We start from the raw sequence: 15575 nt of genomic DNA on the forward strand, positions 1-15575 counted from the left end.
GCAGATATGAAACGGAGTCCGCTTTGAATATCCAGACGAAATCGGCCACGCCGGTGAAACACAAGCAGACCCAGGCGCGCCCCAGCCGTGCCGAGGCCGAGGAGGCGGTGCGAATCTTGCTCCGCTGGGCCGGTGACGACCCCACTCGCGAAGGTCTGTTGGATACCCCCAAACGCGTTGCAAAATCCTACGAAGAATTCTTCAAGGGTTACGAGGAAGACCCGGTTGCCATTCTCTCCCGCACCTTCGAGGAAACCGAGGGCTATGACGAGATGATCCTGCTGCGGGACATCCGGCTGGAGAGCCATTGCGAGCACCACATGGTGCCCATTACCGGCAAAGCGCATGTGGCGTATTTGCCCAGCACCCGCGTAGTCGGTATCTCCAAGCTCGCCCGCGTGGTGGATGCTTACGCCAAGCGCTTCCAGATTCAGGAAAAACTCACTGCGCAGATCGCCAACACCATTCAGGACGTACTGAAGCCGCGCGGGGTCGCGGTGGTGATTGAGGCGAACCATCAATGCATCTCCACACGCGGCGTACACAAGCCGGGGGTGAGCATGGTGACCAGCCACATGATCGGCGAGTTCCGCGACAACCCCTCGACCCGACGCGAATTTCTGGCCATGATCCAGGGCAGAACCTGTACGGCGGAGTAAAATGAGCGAACACGAGCCTTTCATGAAGCGCGCCATTGCCTTGGCGCGGCAAGGAGTTGCGGGCGGGCATGGCGGGCCTTTTGGCGCGGTGATCGTGCGGGACGGCAAAATTATCGGCGAGGGGCATAACCGCGTGCTCTCCGCCACCGATCCCACCGCCCATGCCGAGGTCACGGCCATTCGGAACGCCGCGCAGAATGAGGGCAAGTTCGATCTTTCAGGGACGGAAATTTATGTGAACGGGCTACCCTGCCCGATGTGTATGTCCGCGATCTTCTGGGCCAGGATCGGCAAGGTGTACTATGCCTGCGCACCGGAGGACGCGGAGAAAATTGGTTTTGATGACCATGAATTCTACCGCCAGCTTGAAAAACCTCCGGCGCAACGCGCTACGCCCGCGATACAGCTTACGGAATTCCTTGATGAAGCACGGGATTCCTACCAGGCGTGGCTGGAACGGGAAAACCGCGTTACATATTGATTTGCAGATATTCAGCCGGGGCTCTGGCGATCTTGGCGTAAGGGGCGTAAGTCCCTGCGCCGAAGCTTGAAAAAAGGAGCCCGCCCGTGCCGAGCGATATAGCCCGCCCGACAAACAGCCCCTTGCATGCCGTCCGCCCTGTTGGCGGCTCTGCCAGCGTGGCCAACCGTAAACTCGTTTCCTCCTGGCTGTTTCTGCTCGCCTTCATGATCTGGGTGATGGTGGGGCTGGGCGGCTATACGCGTGACTCCGGCTCGGGCTTGTCCATCATGCATTGGGAGCCGATTATCGGCATGATGCCGCCGCTCTCAAAGGATGCTTGGGACAAGGTGTTCGCGCTCTATAAGACCATCCCGCAATATCAGATCTTGCATAAGGGCATGGATCTGGCCGGGTTCAAACAACTTTTCTGGCCGGAATATATCCACCGCATGTGGGGGCGGCTGATGGGCGCGGTGCTGCTGCTGCCGCTCATCATGTTCGCGCTCACCGGGCGGATTGAGAAGCGGTTGGTGAAATGGCTGTTTCTGCTGTTCCTGCTAGGCGGAGTGCAGGGGCTTATCGGCTGGTTTATGGTTTCCTCCGGCTTCCGGCCGGACTCCACGGCAGTTGCGGGCTGGCGGCTCTCCTTGCATTTCTTCGGGGCGATGTTCCTGTTCAGTGCGGTGCTGTGGACGGCGCTGGTGGTACGCGCACCTGAGCCCGTGCGTTATGAAAACATGGCCGGGCTGCGCCGCCATACGCAAGTGGCCTTTGCGCTTCTACTGCTGGCGATGTGGGGCGGCACCGTGGTCTCCGGGATTCATGGCATCGCGGATTTCAGTATCGCCAAGAATGTGGGCGATGGCATGCCCCCGCCTGGCTGGCCGGTGAGCGGCGTGCTGAACAGTCCGGCGGCGATTATTTTCGGCCATCAATGCCTCGCCGTGCTGGCCGCGATTAGCATTCTCTCCCTCACTGTGCGCGCCTTACGGGCCGAGGCGCCCGGTCCGGTGCGCGATGCCGCGCTGGTGGTGGGCGGGCTTGTAATCCTGCAATTTATTCTGGGCGTCACGGCGCTGGTCTCCGGGCGGATTGATATCGGTGTGGTGCATCAGATGAACGCCGTGCTGCTGATGGGCGGCGTGCTACTGATGCTCTACCGGTTGCGCGGAGCGAAGACCTGACATGAAACAGGACCGTGCCGTTGGAACCTGGCTGCTGGTGCTGGCCTGCATGGTGTTCGGCATGGTGGTGGGGGGCGGCCATGCCCGGACCATCGGCGCGGGATTCAGCATTCAGGTCTGGCGACCATTCACCGGGTTTATCCCGCCGCTGGACGCCACCGACTGGAACCAGCTCTACAAGCTGTTTCAGCAAACCTCGCAATATCACGCCCACCCGATCGACATGGCGCAGTACAAAGCCCTGTTCTGGCCGATGTTCCTGGACCGCTGCTGGGGCCGGTTCATGGCCTGCGTCTTTCTGGTGCCGTTCGCGGTGTTTCTCATCAAGGGCCGGATTCAGCGTAAATTGGCGTTATGGCTGGGCTTTATCTTTCTGCTCGGCGCCGGGCAGGCCACCTATGGCTGGTATATGGTGCAGACGGGCATGGAGCCCGGCGTGCTCTCTCCCCCACCCGCCTGGGCGGCGCCACATCTGATGTCCGCCATGGCGATCATGTTTCTGCTGCTCTGGACTGGCCTGAGCCTGCGCAACGCGGAACCGGTGCGGATTGAAGGGGCCACAACCCTGCGCGTCTTCAGCACCGCCACGGTGGCGCTGATCTGGGTGACGATGGGCTTCGGCGCGCTGGTGGCCACCTCCGGCGCGCTGAAAGTATTTAATACCTTCCCCTCCATGGATGGCCATATGCTGCCGCCGGATATGTTTGGCCAGGCGCCATTCTGGATGAATTTCATTACCAATAAGGGCACGGTGCAGTTCTGCCACCGGCTGCTGGCCACCATCACGGCGCTCACGGCGCTCACCACCGCCGTGATGGGGCTGCGTATGAAGCTGCCGCCCGTCACCCGGGATCTTTTTCTGCTGCTCGGCGGGCTGGTGTCGTTGCAATATGTGCTGGGCATGGCCACCCTTGTATTGGGAAATAACGAGCTCGGCTTTGTGCATGAGCTGAATGCAGTGCTGCTGTTCGCCTCTGCCATCGGCGCCCGCCATGGGGTGCGCGGTGCGGTGGCGGTGCCCGCTGGGGCGCTGGCGGCGGGATAGGAGTATTTGAAATGAGTGACGCGCTGCGCAAAGCGGACGAGCTGTTCCATGGCCCGCAAGGGCTGGATCTGGACGACGCGCATAAACACCTCACCACCGCCTTAGATGGCACGGATGATGGTGAGCTGTTCCTGGAATACCGGGAGTCGGAGTCCATCTCCCTCGATGATGGCCGCATCCGCGCCGCCAGCTTCGACACGCGACGGGGTTTTGGCCTGCGCGCAGTGCTGGGGGAAGCCGCTTATTTTGCCCATGCCGGGGATGTTTCCGCCCCGGCTCTCGCGCGGGCGGCGGAGACCATCCGCGCCGCCAAGGCGATGGAGCAAAGCTTCACCGCCGGAGCCCCCCCCCCCGCCAACGCACCACTTTATGAAGGCGTGAACCCGCTGGGCGAAGCCCCCTTCGCGGACCGCGCGGCGCTGCTGAAGCAGATCGACGATTTCGCCCGCGCCGCCGACCCGCGCGTAGTGCAAGTGATGGCAAGCATAGCCGGGGAATGGCAGGTGATCGAGATTATCCGTGCCGATGGGGCGCGCGTGGCGGATATCCGCCCGCTGGTACGCCTGAACATCTCCATAGTGCTGGAGGAAAACGGCAAGCGCGAATCAGGCGGCCATGGCGCGGGCGGGCGGTCCGGCTATGGCGCTTATATCGCTCCGGATTTCTGGCAGAACGCCGTGCGTGAGGCGATCCGTCAGGCGGAAGTGAACCTGAACGCCGTTGCCGCCCCAGCGGGTGAAATGCCCGTGGTGCTGGGCCCCGGCTGGCCAGGCATTTTGCTGCATGAGGCGATTGGGCACGGGCTGGAGGGCGATTTCAACCGCAAGCAGACCTCCGCCTTCGCCGGACTGATGGGCAGCCGCATTGCCTCCAAGGGCGTGACGGTGGTGGATGACGGCACCATCCCCGGCCGCCGTGGCTCGCTGACCATCGACGATGAAGGCACGCCGACCTCCCGCACCGTGCTGATCGAGGATGGGATTCTCACCGGCTTTATTCAGGACCGGCAGAATGCCCGGCTAATGAACATGCGCGCCACCGGCAATGGCCGCCGCCAGAGCTACGCCCACGCCCCAATGCCGCGCATGACCAACACCATCATGCTCGGCGGGCAGGACAGCAAGGCGGATATGCTTGCCTCCGTGAAGCGCGGGTTGTATGCCGTCAATTTCGGCGGTGGGCAGGTAGATATCACCTCCGGTAAGTTCGTTTTTGCCGCGTCCGAAGCCTATTTGATTGAGAACGGTAAAATCACCACGCCGGTGAAAGGCGCTACGCTTATTGGCAACGGGCCGGATGCGCTGACCAAGGTGGAGATGATCGGCGACGATATGGCGCTAGACCCCGGCATTGGCACTTGCGGCAAAAACGGCCAGGGCGTGCCCGTGGGAGTGGGTCAGCCGACCATCAAGCTCTCCGGCCTAACAGTGGGCGGCACGGCAGCATAAAAAAAGAGGGCCTTTCGGCCCCCAGACCGCTGACAAACCCCGCTCATTTTTGGGCGGGGAATTGTTTTACGCGACGGCTGGCTCTGTGCGGGTGTGATTTGTGAGGTGGTCTTGCCCTCACGCCGGGCTTGGGCTTGGTGTTTTGGCAAGTGCCATGGCGATTTTTTTGATATTTTGTGCGGCGGCGGCGAGGAGGCATTGGCAGGTGACGCCGGTTATCCCTCGGAACCGTGCATAGCGGTGTCCGAGCAGTTGCTTGGCATCGGCGAAGGATCGCTCGACGGTCTCTTTTCGCCGCTTATAGATGGCCTTGCCCCATGAGGTGAGGCGGTTGGCGTCGGTGCGTTCGCGCGCATCGCGCCAGACGTGGCGGGTGATGCTGCGCTCGGCATTCGCGTTGGCTGTGCAGGAGGCGAGCAGCGGGCAGGTCCGGCAGATGGCGGGGTCGGATTTATAGTGGCGGTAGCCGTCGCGGTCGGTGGTGGCGTAGGTCAGCACTTGGCCTTGCGGGCAGCGATAGCCTTCCGGGTCGTCCTGATAGGTAAAATCCTTCGGCCCCAGCATGCCCGGCTTGGGCGGGGTGAGGCGGCGATAGCCGGTGACGCTGGGGATTTTGCGGTCCTCAAGCCCCTTGGCGATGCCGGCTGTGGCGTAGCCGGCATCCAGCCCCACGGCTTTTACGTCAAAGCCAAAACGCGCACGCTGGCGGTCGAGCCGGCCGAGATAGACGATGCTGTCATGCACATTCGCCGCCGTGGTGTAGGTGTCGGTGATGATGGCGTGACGCCCGTCCACCGTGAGATGGTCGAGGTAGAAGAAGCCCGTGGGCTTGCCCTCGCGTACCATGTAGCCGCTTTGCGGGTCTGTGCGGGAGATTTTGGTCTCCTTCTCCGCGGGCTGGCGTTGCTTTGGCTTCAATGGCGGCTTGCCGTGGGCGGCGCGATCTTCGGCAATTGCCGCGTCCAGATCATCCCAGTAATCAGCACGGGATTTGGCTATCACGGCCTTGTCGTACCGGTTCTTGTTGGCATTGGCCTTCAGATGCGTGCTGTCGGTGTGCAGCACCGTGCCATCCACCAGACCATGCGCGATGGCCTGCTCCACGATCCGGTCGAAAATCGCCTGCGCCACGGTGCTGTCCTGGTAGCGCCGCCGCCGGTTCTGGCTCAGCGTCGAGGCATCAAACACCTGATCCGTCAGGCGCAGTCCTAAAAACCAGCGATAGGCCAGGTTCACTTCGATCTCGCGCACCAGTTGGCGCTCCGAGCGAATGCCGAACAGATAGCCAAGGAACAGCGCCTTGAACATCAACGTCGGGTCAAGCGGCGGGCGCCCGTTATCAGGGCAGTAAAGCCCGGCCACCAGCTCATGGATGAATGAAAAATCAATCACAGCCTCGATCTTGCGCAGCAGATGGCCCGGCGGGACCAGGCTCTCCAGCGTCACAATCTCAAGCGCCATCTGCGGCGAGAAAGGTTTCTTCAACATCCCAAAAGTGAATCAAAAAACCCCCGGCAAAAGCCAGGGGTTTGTCAGCAGTCTGAGGGGCTGCGAGGCCACCCCTTTTCTTATTCGGACTTCAAATGTCCCAGCAGCTTCTCGATCGCGGTGGGTTTGTCCACCTGCTCCAGCGCCGCATATTCGGCGGCCAGACGGTCAAGGGCTGATTCGTAAATCTGCCGTTCAGAGAAGCTCTGGTCCGGCTGGCCGGCATTGCGGTGCAGGTCGCGTACGACCTCAGCAATGGCGGACGGGTCGCCGGAATTGATCTTCGCCTCATATTCCTGCGCCCGGCGGGACCACATGGTGCGCTTAATGCGTGCCCGGCCTTTCAGCACCGTGAGCACGTCGTCAAAGCTCTTTTTGGAGGTGAGCTTACGCAAACCGGCGGTGCGGGCCTTGTTGGTGGGCACGCGCAGGGTCATGCGGTTTTCATCGAAGGTAATGCAGATCAACTCCAGCTTATGCCCGGCGATCTCCTCCTCCGCGATCTTATCCACCTTGCCGACGCCGTGGGTGGGGTAAACGACATGGTCGCCTTCCTTGAACACTTCAGCCTTGGCGGGCGCGCGCGGCGGCGCCATGGGACGGATGGGCCCGGCGGGGATACCGCCATGCATCACCGGAGCGGGGGTTTCTTCTTTGCGGGTTTCGCGGGTGGTGGCCACGGGCGCTGCCTCTTCCAGTTCGGGTTTCACGGCCTTTTTCAAAGCGCCGGTCTTCTGCTTTTCCGTCATTATCACTCCGCTGGCAGAGCACGATGAGGTTGCTGCCTAAATAATGAAGGCCGGGCGCGGTGAACCGCCCCGGCTGACGCGGGTGCCATAGCAGATTTTTGGCGGTTCGTCACGGGCGGCCTAAAAACCGCCCGTGGCTCGCTCAGGGCGTGCCGGGCTCCATGGAGAGCAGCGCCTCCTTGCCGGGCTTGTCCTTCCATTCATTCGCGTCGGCGGGCGGGGTGCCTTTGCGCGTGATGTTGGGCCAAGTCTTAGAGAGGTCGCGGTTACGCTCCAGCCAGGCACTGGCGCGGTCGTCGCTGTCCGGCAGAATGGCCTCAGCCGGGCATTCCGGCTCGCAGACGCCGCAATCAATGCACTCGTCCGGGTTAATGACCAGGAAGTTCTCTCCGACATAAAAACAATCGACCGGGCAGACTTCCACACAGTCCATGAATTTGCACTTGATGCAGTTCTCTGTGACCACGTAGGTCATCTGGTACTCCTAAAATGGTCGCCTCAATTTGGTCTCCCTATGCGCGCGGGAGAGAATTAAGGCAAGTTGTTCAGCCAATTTCCCGGTAACAGCTCTGTGCCAGCGGCGCGCTGCCGCGCTTTTCGGGCAGCAGCACAACCTCCACCACTTTCACCCCTTGCGGCAGCGCCAGGGTCAGCACATCCCCGGGGCGCAGCTTGGCGTGTGGCTTGTCTGTGGGTTGGCGATTGATCCGCACAGCCCCTTTTCCCACCAGCGCCTCAGCTACCGAGCGGGTTTTGCAGAACCGCGCAAAAACCAGGAACTTATCCAGCCGCAGCCAGTCCGTTCCGGCTTCCGCCATTCAGCGCCTTGCCATCTTCAGCGCCGCCAGGGCCGCGAAGGGGTTGTCCTCATCCACCACCACGGGCTTCGGCTCAGCCTTGCGGGCCGGGGCGGCTTGGCGCTGTTGCGGGCGATGGTCCTGCTTACGGCGGCCCAGCATGGCCGGGGCTGGCGGGCCGAAATATTTGTCGCCCAACTCCCCGGAGGGGAACAGGCGGAAACCCAGCACGTTCAGCGTCGGGGCCAGCTGCTCCGGCTTCAGCCCCATGCGGCTGCCCAGATTGGGCGGCAGCAAAATCTGGTGTTTTCGCATAAGGTAATGCAGCTCGCGGGTTATGCGCTCCACCACATCCAGCCGGATCATGATGTCATTGGCCCGCACCCAGCCCATTGCCAGGGCAAAATCATTGCTCCAGTTGGCGGGCATGGGCGCGCAGACAAGGCCGGGGGCGGGCAGTTCCGGCGGATTGCGATCATACCACACGCCCCAGAACAAAGACCGCAACCGGGCCGCGCCGGGCTTCAGCGCAGCGGGTAGATAGGTGGCGAACCGCCCCATATCGATGCCGAATTTCTTGGCCTCCTGCCGCAATTCCGGCGTGAAGGGCTCGGGCGGCAGCACGCCGCCGGACTCGGAGAGCCGGTGCACCAGGCCGCGCAGCGGGGCGGGCGGGTTTTCCATGGCTTTGAGCAGCGCACCGAGGCGTTTTTCCGTCTCGGTGGTTAGCCAGACGGCCAGTCGGGCGCGGATACGCTCACGCGCCAGACCGTCCAGAAACTCCGAATGGAGTATCTCAACACCGGGCTTGAGGAAGATCTCGCTCTTCTTCAACCGGGCGATCTTCACGCCTTCCCAGATGAAAGCGCGGTCGTCCGAAAGGGTGATCGCGTCATCGGCGGCGGTTTCAGCGGCCAGAATCCGGCGCGGCATTTCCACGCTCAAAGCGCGACGTGCGGCGCGGAGCAGAATTTTCTTCTCAGGCCCCTGGGTTGCCGGGTCCGGGTGAAACTGAAAGCCCTCAATGCGGCCAACATCGTGGCCTTCCACCGTTACCAGCCCATCCGGGGCCACAATTGCCTGCAGCTCTTCCGCCTCGGCCTCTTCCAAGCGTCTCGTCAAATGTGCCGCCCTCTTATCAACAAACCGCGCCATTAATTTCACATGCAGCGTGTCTGAAAGCCTGTCCTCCACCGCCCGGGCACGCATGGCCCAGCTATCGGCATCAGTCATCCAGTCCGCCCGTGCGGTTATATACGCCCAAACACGCACGTCCGTCAGCCTCTGCATCAGGCTGTCGATATCGCCCTCCAGACGGTCGAGATTTTCAATCTCGCGCGCCACCCAATCGACGGGCAGTTTTTCCCGGCTGAGCAGATGCGTAAAGACCTTGCCGCAAAGTTTTACATGCGCGTCGGTTGCTAATTTACGGAAATCCGGTATCTGACAAGCTTCCCAGAGCAAGCGCGTGGCCGCCCTGCCCTGCGCGCGGCGCATGATCTCCGCATCGCGAGAGAGCGCATCCAGCGTTTGCACATCCGCCGCGTCGTTACCACGGATCAACCCCATCTGCGACGGGGCAGCGGTAAGGCTGGCGAGCAAAGCGGGCACGGAGGCGAAATCCAGCGTGCTGTTGCGCCAGAAAATTTGCTCCAGCGGGTCGAACTCATGAGACTCGACCTGCTCGGCTACCTCCTCGGCCAAAGGCGGGCAGTCCGCGCTGGTGCCAAATGTGCCGTCACGCATACCCCGCCCGGCGCGCCCGGCAATCTGTGCAACTTCCGCCGGGGTCAGGCGCCGGGGCTGACGGCCATCGAACTTGCTGATACCCGCGAAGGCGACATGGTCCACATCCATGTTCAGCCCCATGCCGATGGCATCGGTGGCAACCAGGAAATCCACCTCTTTGTCCTGATACAGCGCCACCTGGGCGTTCCGGGTGCGCGGGCTCAGGCGGCCCATAACCACCGCGCAGCCGCCGCGCCGGCGTCGCACGGCCTCGGCAATGGCGTAAACCTCGGCGGCGGAGAACGCCACGATGGCCGAACGCGGCGGCAGGCGAGACAACTTCTGCGCACCCGCGAAAGTCAGCTGCGAAAGCCGGGGGCGGGTTTCAATTTCCACACCAGGAATAAGGCGGCGCATAAGGGGCGCTATGGTGTCCGAGCCCAGAAACATGGTTTCCACCAGCCCGCGCGCGTTCAGCAGACGGTCCGAGAAAACATGCCCCCGGTCCGGGTCGGCGCAGAGCTGGATTTCGTCCACCGCCAGGAATTCTACCTTGCGGTCCAGCGGCATGGCCTCAACCGTGCAGGAAAACCAGCGCGCGCCAGGTGGGACGATTTTTTCCTCGCCGGTGATAAGCGCCACGGACTTGATGCCCTTGGCCTTGACCATGCGGTCGTAATTCTCGCGAGCGAGCAGGCGCAGCGGAAAACCGATAATGCCAGAAGAATGGCTCAGCAGACGCTCAATCGCCAGATGCGTCTTGCCGGTGTTGGTGGGGCCGAGAACAGCCTTCACCCGGGGTTGAAAGCCGGACATGAAGTTAGATTAAGGCCCGGCTGACAGTTTGCAAGCCAGCCGGGCGCGGGCCTTACAGCCCAACCTTCCCCATGGCCAGGAACTTCTCACGGCGCCGAGCTTTCAGCGCCTCGGGCGTCTGCTCCAGCAATGGCGTGAGCGCCTTTTCCACCGCGTCGCCCAGAACCGCCAGCGCCGCTTCCGGGTCACGATGGGCGCCGCCCACCGGCTCGGGCACAATCTCGTCAATCAGCCCCAGTTTCCGGAGGTCCTGGGCGGTGATCCGCATGGCCTCGGCTGCCGTGGCAGCCTGGGCCGCGTCGCGCCATAGAATGGACGCGCAGCCCTCCGGCGAAATCACCGAATAGACCGCATGTTCATACATCAGCACCGCATTGCCCGCCGCGAGCGCGATGGCACCGCCCGAGCCGCCTTCACCGATGATAGTGGCCACCAACGGCACCGGCGCATCCAGGCAAGCCTCAATGCCGCGGGCAATAGCCTCGGCCTGGCCGCGCGCCTCGGCCTCAATGCCGGGGAACGCGCCGGATGTATCGACAAAAGTGAGAATCGGCAGATTGAAGCGCCCGGCCAGTTCCATTAGGCGTCGCGCCTTGCGGTAGCCCTCGGGCTTCGCCATGCCGAAATTATGTTTCAGGCGCGACTCGGTGTCGGTGCCCTTTTCGGTGCCGATCACCATGACCGCCTGCCCCCGGAAACGGCCCATGCCGCCGATGATCGCGGCATCGTCGGCAAAGGCGCGGTCACCGGCCAGGGGGGTGAAATTCTCGATCAGCGCGGAGATAACGCCCTCCGCCTTTGGCCGCTCCGCATGACGGGCAACCTGGGTTTTCTGCCAGGGGCTGAGCTTGGCATAGATCGCTTTGAGCTGCGCGTCCGCCTTGACGGAGAGCTTAGCCACCTCATCGGCGATATTCAGCTCGCCAGGTGCGGTGGTCATTCGCCGCAACTCCTCGATCTTGGCCTCAAGCTCGGCGACAGGTTTTTCAAATTCCAGATACTGGCGCATGATGTGGGGCCTTAGCACATCTCGGCGCGGAAGGAAGCCTTAAGCTTCAAGGCCCAGCCTTTCCGCCGCCACGTGGAGCTGTGTCATGGCTTGCGCCAGATCACCACCGCCGCCCGCGCCCACCGCGCGCACCGCCGCCGCTCCGGCCACGCCGCGCAGGGCGGTCAGCAGCTCTTCCGCCTCATGCAGCCGCTCGCGCCGGGCTCGGCCTTCCAGCCGCATCCGCGCGACGGCGGTTTCCGCCTCGGAACTGGCCATGCCAGCCTCACGCCGCTCTTGCGCCGCGACATCCTGGCTTAAAGGCGCCACCGCCAAACGCAGATTGGCCACGACAGCCGCCTGCAGCAAAGCGCGCAAGCCGCCCTCCCGGCGTTCCGGCCAGAGGCACAGCACCCCGGCCGTACCCACCAGCGCGCCGATGACATTGTTGAGGGCGCGGGCTGTGGGAATGCCGCCGCCGGGTTGCACCATGGCGATCACCAGCACGAACAGCGAGGTGAGAAACAGCACGAACACCGTGTAATTCACGCTCTTGAACGCGATGGTCATCGCCGCCAGCGGAAACACCAGCAAAAGCAGAAACGGCTTGGCGGGCAGAACGGCCAGCAGCAGGGCCGCTAGCAACCCGCCGCCCAGGCTGCCGATAATCCGTTCCAGGCTGCGTGGCCAGGTGGTTTCGGCCAAGGGCTGCATGACCATGACAGTTGCCATCGTCGCCCAGTAGGAAAACGCCAGATGCAGCCAGGCGGCCAGAATGTAAGCCATGCCCACCGCCACGGTGACCCGCGCGGCATGGCGCAGAATGGGCGCGGTGATGCGCCCTGCCCCGGTTTTTTCCGCGCGCGGGTGGCGGGCCGGTTGCACGGGCCCTTCCGCAAGGCTGGCCAGGGACGCCGCACACAGCCCAAAGGCGCGAGCGGCGGGAATAGATAGGTGCCGCGCATCCTGCGCTAGATCCGCCGCGAAACCAGCCAGCCGGGTGCCGTTGAAGCGTCGATTCGCAGCTTGATGCTCGGCCTCCAACACGGCGGCATGGAGGGTCCAGAGGCAAAACCCCAGGCGACGCGGGGCTTCGCTATGGGCCAGATAATGCCCCAGCGCGATCAGCCCGGCGAACAGCCTGTCGGCGCCGTCCACCGCAAGCTCATGCCGCGCGCGGCCAGACTCAAGCCGGGCCACGGCGACGCGGCCCCGCTCAATGGCCAGCCGCACGGCACGGCGGTGGGCGGAATCCAGGGCGGTCCAGGCAGCTTCATCCGCATCGCCTTGCTGCACCAGGGCCAGAAACTCCCCCACCATCGCCGCCTCTCGCGCGAAGATGGAGGCTGCGGCACGGCGCACCGGTGCATGGGGGTGGATGCGCCACAGCGCCAAGCACAGCAGCATGGCCCAGAGGCAGCCCGCCAGAAACACCCCGGCCAGCAGCAACGCCCCGGCGGGCGAGCGCGGATAATCCACCCCCACCACCGCGACCACGCTGACCAGAATCCCCGGCACGGCGGCAATGCCGCCCCAGGCGCGCGGCAGGTTGGTCAGAAACACCAGCGCCAGCATCACCGCGCCACCCACAACCGGGCCCAAGGCGCCCGCCATGGAAACACAAGGCAGCACCAGCGCTCCGCCGAGCGCGAAGCCGCCAATGGCTTTCAGGCGCGTCCGGTCCGGCCCGCCAGGGTCCGCCAAACAGCACCAAAAAGCGCCAAACGCCGCCCAGGCCAGCCCCGGCCAATGCAGCACGTAAGCCAGCCCCACCACCACCACCACCGCTGTTGCGGCGCGCATCCCCTCGGAAACGCCGATCTGCTCCGGCGTCAGCCCGAAGGAGCGGGTTTCCAGCCACCGGGACAAACGGTAAACGGCCTCCACCACGCTCCAGGCCGGGGCATGCCGAATTGTCTGTCTGAATCCCAAATCTTGCGCCCGCATCTGAACACCCAAAAATAATAACCGGAAACCCGGCTTTACGTTAAATGTATGTTGCGATGCAGCATGCGCTAAATGAATTGTTCGAATTAAAACCATTCTCTATTAGAATGGCATGGACCTGCGCACCTTGACCATCTTTACCGAAGTCGTCCGCTATAACGGCTTTACCGAAGCCGCACGGAATGTTCACGCCACCCAGTCCACCGTCAGCAAGGCGGTGAAGCAGCTTGAGGACACACTGGGCGTGACGCTGCTGGACCGGGTGGGGCGGCGGATTAACCTGACCGCAGCCGGGGAAATTGTGCACCGGCGTGCTTTGGCCATTCTGGCGGAACGCACCAACATGGTGAATGAGCTGGACGAGTTGCGCGGGCTCAGCCGCGGCCAGCTCAGACTGGGCCTGCCCGCCATCGGCGCGGATAGTCTTTTTGCCCCCTCCTTCACCGCTTATCATCGGCAATATCCTGGCATCAGCCTGCAGCTTGTTGAAGGCGGCTGCCGATTTCTGGAGGACAGGCTCCGCGCCGGAGACGTGGAGCTGGCTGGGCTGCTGCAACCCGTCAGCGCAGCGTTTGAGTGGCGGGCGATACGTTGTGAACCGATTGTCGCCCTCGTCTCCCACCAGCATCCGCTTGCCACGCGTGGGGCCGTGGCCTTGCGAGACTTGGCAGATGAACCGTTCATTCTGTTCGAGGAAGGCTTCACCATGAACAGCATTGTGGGCGATGCCTGTTTGCGGACGGGATTTAGCCCCCGCGTGGCGGCGCGCTCCAGCCAGGTGAGCTTTGTTGTGGAATTGGCGGCGGCAGGGTTGGGGGTCGGGTTTCTTCCCCGGCTGATCGCCTTGCAGCATGAACATGAGGGCACCGCTTTGCTCACGCTAAGCGATACGGCTCTGCTGTGGGACATGGCGCTGGCCTGGCGGCGCGGGGCTTATCTGTCCCAGGCCGCGCGGGCCTGGGTGGAGATGGTGGTGGGCTGAGCGCCCATCAGGCAGGTTTGTCTTTCAACAGATCACGGATTTCGGTCAGCAGCGTCTCGGTGGGGGTTGGCGCGGGCGCCGCGGCGGGCGGCGTCGGGGTTTTGTAAACCCTCTGAATCAGCCGGACCACCCAGAAGATCACCGCCGCGACAATCAGGAAATTGATCACCGTATTAATGAAGACGCCATAATTCAGCGTCACGTCTCCGGCTTTCTGCGCTTCCGCTAGGGTAGCCACATGGGTGCCTTTAAGGACGAGGAAATGGTTGGAGAAATTCACACCGCCCGTGATCAGCCCGATAATCGGGTTGATGATATCCGACACCAGGGATTTGACGATGCCGGTGAAAGCCGCGCCGATCACGACACCAACCGCCAGATCGACCACATTGCCCCGCATGATGAAGGCCTTGAAGTCATCCATCCAGCTCGGCTTCGCGAGATGCACGGGAAATTTAGACGAATCAGACATCTACGCCTCCATTATCGTTTCCCCGTAACATTTACGAGGCGCGATTGGCGCCGCAACCTTTTTTTGCAAGCACTCATAAATTCTTAATGTTGCGTATTCTGGCTGGGTCTCCTCACGCCAGGGCGATGGCTTGCCTGGAGGGGTGCGGTCTGTGACAAGCGTGCCAGACGAACAGGAGAGTTGGATGCTCAGGATTTGCCTCGCGCTTGCTTTGGCGCTTTCCCTCGCCGGATGCGGCAATGGGACAGGGCGTACCACCGGCACCGCCGCCGGGGGTGCCGCAACAGGCGCGTTGATCGGCATTGTCGGCGGGCCGATCGGCGTGGTGGTAGGCGCTGGAATCGGCGCGGGCGCGGGCGCCATTGCGGGCTCCAACACCACCTCGAAGCAAGTAGATCTCGGCAACGCGCCCTGGGATAAAAACGGGCAATAAAACAATAAAAAAGGCCGCCCTACAGGGCGCCCTTTCAGACTGCTGACAAACCCCTGGCGCAAGCCGGGGGTTTTTGATTCATTGTTGTGATGCTGAAGAAACCATCCTCGCCGCAGACGGCGCTTGAGATTGTTACATTGGACAGCCTGGTCCCGGCGGACCACCTGCTGCGCAAGATCGACGCTGTGATTGATTTTACGTTCATCCATGATCTGGTGGCCGGGCTCTACTGCCCGGATAATGGGCGGCCGCCGCTGGATCCGACCTTAATGTTCAAGGCGCTGTTCCTTGGCTACCTGTTTGGCATTCGCTCGGAGCGGCAACTGGTGCGCGAGATCGAGGTGAATGTCGCCTATCGCTGGTTTTTGGCGCTAAA

General features: G+C 62.7%; 16 protein-coding genes. 8 read left to right on the forward strand and 8 right to left on the reverse strand.

What is annotated here, in order from left to right; all coding sequences use genetic code 11:
- The first annotated feature begins 23 nt into the window (after window positions 1-23).
- The 5 genes from folE (at window position 24) to tldD (ending at window position 4799) form a co-directional block, all read left to right on the forward strand.
- Window positions 24-659 (forward strand): GTP cyclohydrolase I FolE, encoded by a 636-nt coding sequence (gene folE / locus BUB54_RS12310; protein ID WP_241869468.1) that lies wholly within the window; start codon window positions 24-26, stop codon window positions 657-659.
- A 1-nt stretch (window position 660) separates the two neighbouring features.
- Window positions 661-1140 carry a nucleoside deaminase gene (locus BUB54_RS12315; RefSeq protein ID WP_048880297.1) on the forward strand — a complete coding sequence of 160 codons (480 nt, stop codon included), beginning with the start codon at window positions 661-663 and terminating at the stop codon, window positions 1138-1140.
- An 86-nt stretch (window positions 1141-1226) separates the two neighbouring features.
- On the forward strand, window positions 1227-2306 hold the full coding sequence (locus BUB54_RS12320) for a COX15/CtaA family protein (RefSeq protein ID WP_083553816.1): 1080 nt from the start codon (window positions 1227-1229) through the stop codon (window positions 2304-2306).
- 1 nt (window position 2307) lies between these two features.
- Entirely contained in the window at window positions 2308-3351 is a 1044-nt protein-coding gene (locus BUB54_RS12325; RefSeq protein ID WP_048880299.1) for a COX15/CtaA family protein, read from the forward strand.
- 11 nt (window positions 3352-3362) lie between these two features.
- Window positions 3363-4799, forward strand: a complete 1437-nt coding sequence (gene tldD, locus BUB54_RS12330; protein WP_073211684.1) for a metalloprotease TldD — start codon at window positions 3363-3365, stop codon at window positions 4797-4799.
- 117 nt (window positions 4800-4916) lie between these two features.
- Here tldD and BUB54_RS12335 read toward each other — a convergent pair whose 3' ends face one another.
- The 7 genes from BUB54_RS12335 to BUB54_RS12365 form a co-directional block, all read right to left on the reverse strand.
- Entirely contained in the window at window positions 4917-6287 is a 1371-nt protein-coding gene (locus BUB54_RS12335; protein WP_073211688.1) for an IS1182 family transposase, read from the reverse strand.
- An 80-nt stretch (window positions 6288-6367) separates the two neighbouring features.
- Entirely contained in the window at window positions 6368-7036 is a 669-nt protein-coding gene (locus BUB54_RS12340; protein ID WP_241869480.1) for a CarD family transcriptional regulator, read from the reverse strand.
- Window positions 7037-7178: 142 nt separating this feature from the next.
- Window positions 7179-7511: a ferredoxin FdxA gene (fdxA, locus tag BUB54_RS12345; protein ID WP_048880532.1), complete on the reverse strand. Its 333-nt coding sequence runs from the start codon at window positions 7509-7511 to the stop codon at window positions 7179-7181.
- 70 nt (window positions 7512-7581) lie between these two features.
- Entirely contained in the window at window positions 7582-7854 is a 273-nt protein-coding gene (locus tag BUB54_RS12350; protein ID WP_048880531.1) for an RNA-binding S4 domain-containing protein, read from the reverse strand.
- Window positions 7855-10377 (reverse strand): helicase-related protein, encoded by a 2523-nt coding sequence (locus BUB54_RS12355; RefSeq protein ID WP_048880530.1) that lies wholly within the window; start codon window positions 10375-10377, stop codon window positions 7855-7857. It abuts the gene before it with no gap.
- Between the two features lie 52 nt (window positions 10378-10429).
- The gene (locus tag BUB54_RS12360) at window positions 10430-11386 is read right to left on the reverse strand and encodes an acetyl-CoA carboxylase carboxyltransferase subunit alpha (RefSeq protein WP_048880529.1); all 957 of its coding nucleotides are present in this window, start codon (window positions 11384-11386) and stop codon (window positions 10430-10432) included.
- Window positions 11387-11425: 39 nt separating this feature from the next.
- Entirely contained in the window at window positions 11426-13312 is a 1887-nt protein-coding gene (locus BUB54_RS12365) for an FUSC family protein (protein ID WP_048880528.1), read from the reverse strand.
- A 112-nt stretch (window positions 13313-13424) separates the two neighbouring features.
- On the opposite strand from BUB54_RS12365, the gene BUB54_RS12370 reads away from it, so the two are divergent.
- Window positions 13425-14294 carry a LysR substrate-binding domain-containing protein gene (locus tag BUB54_RS12370; RefSeq protein ID WP_048880527.1) on the forward strand — a complete coding sequence of 290 codons (870 nt, stop codon included), beginning with the start codon at window positions 13425-13427 and terminating at the stop codon, window positions 14292-14294.
- Window positions 14295-14301: 7 nt separating this feature from the next.
- Here BUB54_RS12370 and mscL read toward each other — a convergent pair whose 3' ends face one another.
- Window positions 14302-14766 carry a large conductance mechanosensitive channel protein MscL gene (mscL, locus tag BUB54_RS12375; protein WP_048880526.1) on the reverse strand — a complete coding sequence of 155 codons (465 nt, stop codon included), beginning with the start codon at window positions 14764-14766 and terminating at the stop codon, window positions 14302-14304.
- Window positions 14767-14926: 160 nt separating this feature from the next.
- Here mscL and BUB54_RS12380 point away from each other — a divergent pair, with 160 nt between their 5' ends.
- On the forward strand, window positions 14927-15199 hold the full coding sequence (locus tag BUB54_RS12380) for a hypothetical protein (RefSeq protein WP_244890779.1): 273 nt from the start codon (window positions 14927-14929) through the stop codon (window positions 15197-15199).
- Between the two features lie 89 nt (window positions 15200-15288).
- A partial coding sequence (locus BUB54_RS12385; protein ID WP_139284892.1) for a transposase occupies window positions 15289-15575 on the forward strand: 287 nt, incomplete at its 3' end.

The sequence above is a fragment of the Acidocella aminolytica 101 = DSM 11237 genome (assembly GCF_900129125.1).
Taxonomy (GTDB): Bacteria; Pseudomonadota; Alphaproteobacteria; order Acetobacterales; family Acetobacteraceae; genus Acidocella; species Acidocella aminolytica.